Raw genomic sequence first — 4,428 nt, 5'->3', positions numbered from 1 at the left:
TCAGGATCACGGTACCAGCCCCAAGGTGTGTCAGGGTGCTATCGATCTGGGTTTTGGCTCCGTCATGATGGACGGCTCGCTGATGGAAGATGGAAAAACGCCAGCCTCATTTGATTACAACCTTGAAGTAACCCGCAAAGTGGTAGACATGGCGCACAAGGTGGGTGTGACAGTGGAAGGTGAACTGGGTTGCCTGGGTAACCTGGAAACAGGTGAAGCGGGCGAGGAAGATGGCATTGGCGCCGAGGGTAAACTGGATCACAGCCAAATGCTGACCGATCCCGAAGAGGCTGCCGTGTTTGTCAAGGGCACACAACTGGACGCTTTGGCCATCGCCATTGGTACTAGTCATGGTGCCTACAAGTTCAGCCGCAAGCCCACTGGCGATATTCTTGCCATTTCACGCGTGAAGGAAATTCATGCCCGTATTCCAAATACCCACCTGGTGATGCACGGTTCATCGTCGGTGCCCGCAGAATTGCTGGCCATCATCAACCAGTACGGCGGCAAAATGAAAGAAACCTATGGTGTGCCTGTGGAAGAAATTCAGGAAGCTATCAAGTATGGCGTGCGCAAAATCAACATTGACACCGACATTCGCCTGGCCATGACTGGTGCGGTGCGTAAGTTCTTGTTCGAGAACCCCGACAAATTCGACGCGCGTGAGTGGCTGAAACCCGCGCGTGAAGCGGCCAAGCAAATTTGCAAACAGCGTTACATGGAATTTGGTTGTGAAGGGCAGGGCGCGAAAATCAAGCCGATCCCCATGAGCGAAATTGCACAGAAATACGCCAAAGGCGAACTCGCGCAAATCGTTCAATAAACGGTCAGCAAAAGCCTGTTGAAGCTCACGCGGGCTGTGCCCCGCGTGTTTTATTTTTAAAGCCTGAATCCCACGAGGCCATTTGAATGAGTACTGTGTTTGAAACCAAGCTGACTTCCCTGCCTTTGCTGCACCGCGGCAAAGTTCGGGAAAATTTCTCTGTTGGCGACGACAAAATGTTGATTGTGGCCAGCGACCGCCTGTCTGCATTCGATGTCATTCTGGATCAACCCATTCCCGAAAAAGGCATGGTGCTTACCCAGATGGCTCAGTTCTGGTTCGACATTCTGGCTGACGTAGTGCCCAATCACCTCACCGGCATTGCTCCCGAAACAGTGGTGTCGGCTGAAGAAGCACCCCAGATCAAGGGCCGCTCCATGGTGGTTAAAAAGCTGAAAGCTTTGCCAATCGAGGCCGTGGTGCGTGGTTACCTGATCGGTTCTGGCTGGAAAGACTACCAGGCCACAGGTGCGGTGTGCGGCATCAAATTACCCCCAGGCATGCAAATGGCTGCCAAGCTGGACGAGCCTATTTTTACGCCAGCCACCAAGGCAGCCATGGGTGAACACGACGAAAATATTGATTTCGACACCATGAGCGATGTTGTTGGCCGTGACCTTGCCCAACAAATTCGCGATGTATCGATTGCCTTGTACACCAAGGCCAGCGATTACGCAGCCCGCCAGGGCATTATTATTGCGGACACCAAATTTGAATTTGGTCTCGACGAAAACGGTGCCCTCACCTTGATGGACGAGGTATTGACCGCAGATTCCTCCCGATTTTGGCCGGCAGACCAGTACCAGGTGGGCATTTCCCCACCTTCGTATGACAAACAATTCGTACGCGATTACCTGGAAAGCGTTCCAGGCTGGAACAAAAAAGCACCAGCGCCTACACTGCCACAAGACATCATCGACAAAACGGCGGGTAAATATCGCCAGGCCTATGAAATTTTGACTGGCCGCCTTTGGATTGGATAAGCACATGACCGAAGCCATACACATGCACACCTCAGACCATCCCAAAGTGGGTGTGGTCATGGGTTCGTCTTCCGACTGGGAAGTGATGAAAAACGCCGTACAGGTGCTGCGCGATTTTGGTGTGGACTATGAAGCCCGTGTGGTTTCAGCCCACCGCATGCCCGATGAAATGTTTGCCTACGCTGAAACAGCAGCCACCCGCGGCATCCAGGTGATTATTGCCGGTGCAGGCGGTGCAGCACACCTGCCCGGCATGTTGGCAGCCAAAACCATTGTGCCGGTCATGGGGGTGCCAGTGCCCTCCAAGTACCTGCGCGGCGAAGATTCTCTGTTGTCGATTGTGCAAATGCCCAAAGGCATTCCGGTGCACACCTTCGCCATTGGGGAGGCGGGTGCGGCCAATGCTGCTTTGGGTGCGGTCGCTATTTTGGCCTTGACCGACACGGAATTGAATCAGAAATTGCAGGATTTTCGTGTGAGCCAGTCCAATGTGGCCCGCGAAATGGAACTGCCCCCTTTGCGTTGATTTTTAAGCCAAACACATGAGCAAGATTGAATTCAAAACAGCCAAACCTGGCCAGTGGCTGGGCCTGTTGGGTGGTGGTCAGTTGGGCCGTATGTTCTGCATGGCAGCACAAAGCATGGGGTATCGCGTGCTGGTGCTAGACCCCGTCGCCAACGGCCCTGCCGGTTCTGTCGCTGATGACCAAGTGCTTGCCGATTACATGGACGATCAGGGTTTGGCCAAGTTGGCCCAGCGCTGCGTGGGGGTAACCACTGAATTTGAAAATGTGCCCGCCTTGGCACTGGATACGCTTTCCAAAAGCATTCCTGTCAGCCCATCTGCTTTCTCGGTCGGTGTGGCGCAAAACCGCATTGAAGAAAAAGCCTACATCACAGGTTGTGGCGTGCCTGTTGCACCGCATGCGGCCATTCGCCGCATGGCCGACATTACCGATGATCTTGAGCACCTGCTGCCGGGTATCGTGAAAACGGCCCGTTTGGGTTACGACGGCAAGGGTCAAGTTCGTGTGAAAACGCTGGACGAGGTGCGCAAGGCATTCGCCGATTTGAATGAAGTGGAATGTGTGCTTGAAAAGCGCCTCACTTTGCAAAAAGAAATGTCGGTGATTGTGGCCCGAGACCACAAAGGTGAGTGCGCAACTTTTCCGGTGGCTGAAAATCATCACCGCAAGGGCATATTGGCCACCACCATTGTGCCTGCCCGTATTGATGACGCCATGGCTGCCCAAGCCCGCGCCAATGCCATTTCAATTGCTGGTGCCCTTGATTACGTGGGTGTACTTTGCGTCGAGTTTTTCGTAGTGGATGAATTGGGCCTCGTGGTCAATGAAATTGCACCGCGTCCCCACAACAGCGGGCACTATTCAATTGATGCCTGTGTTACCTGCCAATTTGAACAACAGGCTCGCGTGCTTGCAGGGCTGCCATTGGGCGACACTCGCCCGCACAGTCCTGCCGTCATGGTGAACCTGCTGGGCGACCTTTGGTATGGCGAAGATGGCAGCGTGCGTGAACCTGCCTGGGAAAAAGTATTGGCCATTCCCGAAGTGAAGCTGCACCTGTATGGCAAAGAACAAGCCCGGGTAGGGCGCAAGATGGGCCATATCACGGTGATTGCAGAAACCCTTGACCGTGCCCTGGCGGTTGCTCAAGAAGTTAGAGACATTCTGGGCATTGGCGATGACGACGACTGATTCCGGCCGGCCTCACATGCATGCTGAATTGCTCGTCCCCTCTGCGAGCAACATCAAGCGATGCGCTCAGGCGCTTCAGAGCGGCGAGTTGGTCGCTTTTCCAACCGAAACCGTGTTTGGCCTGGGTGCGGCTGTTTCTCAGCTGGGCGCCATTGAAGGCATCTTCAAGGCCAAGGGGCGACCCTCAGAACACCCCCTGATTGCCCACGTGGCCCCCGGTGCAGAATTAACAGGCTGGGTGGCTGAACTTACCCCCACCATGCAAAAGTTGATGAATGCGTTCTGGCCTGGCCCGCTCACTTTGGTTGTCCCCAAGGGCGAGCGCATGCCTTTTGAAGTGACTGGCGGGCAAAATTCTGTGGGGATTCGCTGCCCTTCCCACCCGGTTGCGATTGAACTGCTAAAAGCCACTGGGGTGCCGGTGGCAGCACCTTCGGCCAACCGCTTTGGCAAAGTCAGCCCCACACGTGCAAGCCACGTGCTGGCCGAGCTTGGCGACCGAATTCCGTTTATTCTGGATGGCGATGTGCCTGAGGTAGGTATTGAATCGACCATTGTTTCATTGCTGGATGACCAGCCCGCCATACTGCGGCCTGGTGCCATTACGGCTGCGCAAATAGAAGCGGTGCTGGGCGTGGCTGTGAAAAGTCACGGTGAGGTATCCAAAACTCCAAACGCCAATCCGCGGGTTTCCGGTGCGCTTGAAAAACACTACAGCCCTGATGCCAAGGTGTGGGTGCTGCAGGCCAGCGAATTGGCTGCCTTGCAGTTGCAGAATAAAACCTTGTGTGTGGGCTGGACCGATGAATTCCTGGCGCAGGCTGACGCGCTGCGAGAACAGTGCGGGGAAGTGCTGGTTGAAGCCTTGAGTGACAAACCTGGCGAAGTCGCCAAGGCGCTGTAT

5 protein-coding genes are annotated in these 4,428 nt (G+C 54.8%); all 5 read left to right on the top strand.

The genetic code is table 11. The annotated features are described in order from the left end of the window. On the top strand, positions 1-823 hold an 823-nt coding region (locus ACEQU8_RS11585), incomplete at its 5' end, for a ketose-bisphosphate aldolase (RefSeq protein WP_370263761.1). Positions 824-909: 86 nt separating this feature from the next. Then, positions 910-1,806 (top strand): phosphoribosylaminoimidazolesuccinocarboxamide synthase, encoded by an 897-nt coding sequence (locus ACEQU8_RS11580; protein ID WP_105027055.1) that lies wholly within the window; start codon positions 910-912, stop codon positions 1,804-1,806. Between the two features lie 4 nt (positions 1,807-1,810). Beyond that, positions 1,811-2,332, top strand: coding sequence for a 5-(carboxyamino)imidazole ribonucleotide mutase (gene purE, locus ACEQU8_RS11575; protein ID WP_240965791.1), 522 nt, complete (start codon positions 1,811-1,813; stop codon positions 2,330-2,332). 16 nt (positions 2,333-2,348) lie between these two features. Next, complete coding sequence (locus tag ACEQU8_RS11570; protein WP_370263759.1) at positions 2,349-3,524, top strand: 5-(carboxyamino)imidazole ribonucleotide synthase; 1,176 nt, start codon at positions 2,349-2,351, stop codon at positions 3,522-3,524. A 16-nt stretch (positions 3,525-3,540) separates the two neighbouring features. Continuing rightward, positions 3,541-4,428, top strand: an 888-nt coding sequence (locus tag ACEQU8_RS11565) for an L-threonylcarbamoyladenylate synthase (RefSeq protein ID WP_370263758.1), incomplete at its 3' end; no start/stop codon positions are given.

The sequence above is a fragment of the Limnobacter sp. genome, assembly GCF_964228395.1.
Taxonomy (GTDB): domain Bacteria; phylum Pseudomonadota; class Gammaproteobacteria; order Burkholderiales; family Burkholderiaceae_B; genus Limnobacter.
The sequence above is the reverse complement of the archived record's forward strand: the minus strand, read 5'-3'. Positions and strand labels throughout refer to the sequence as shown.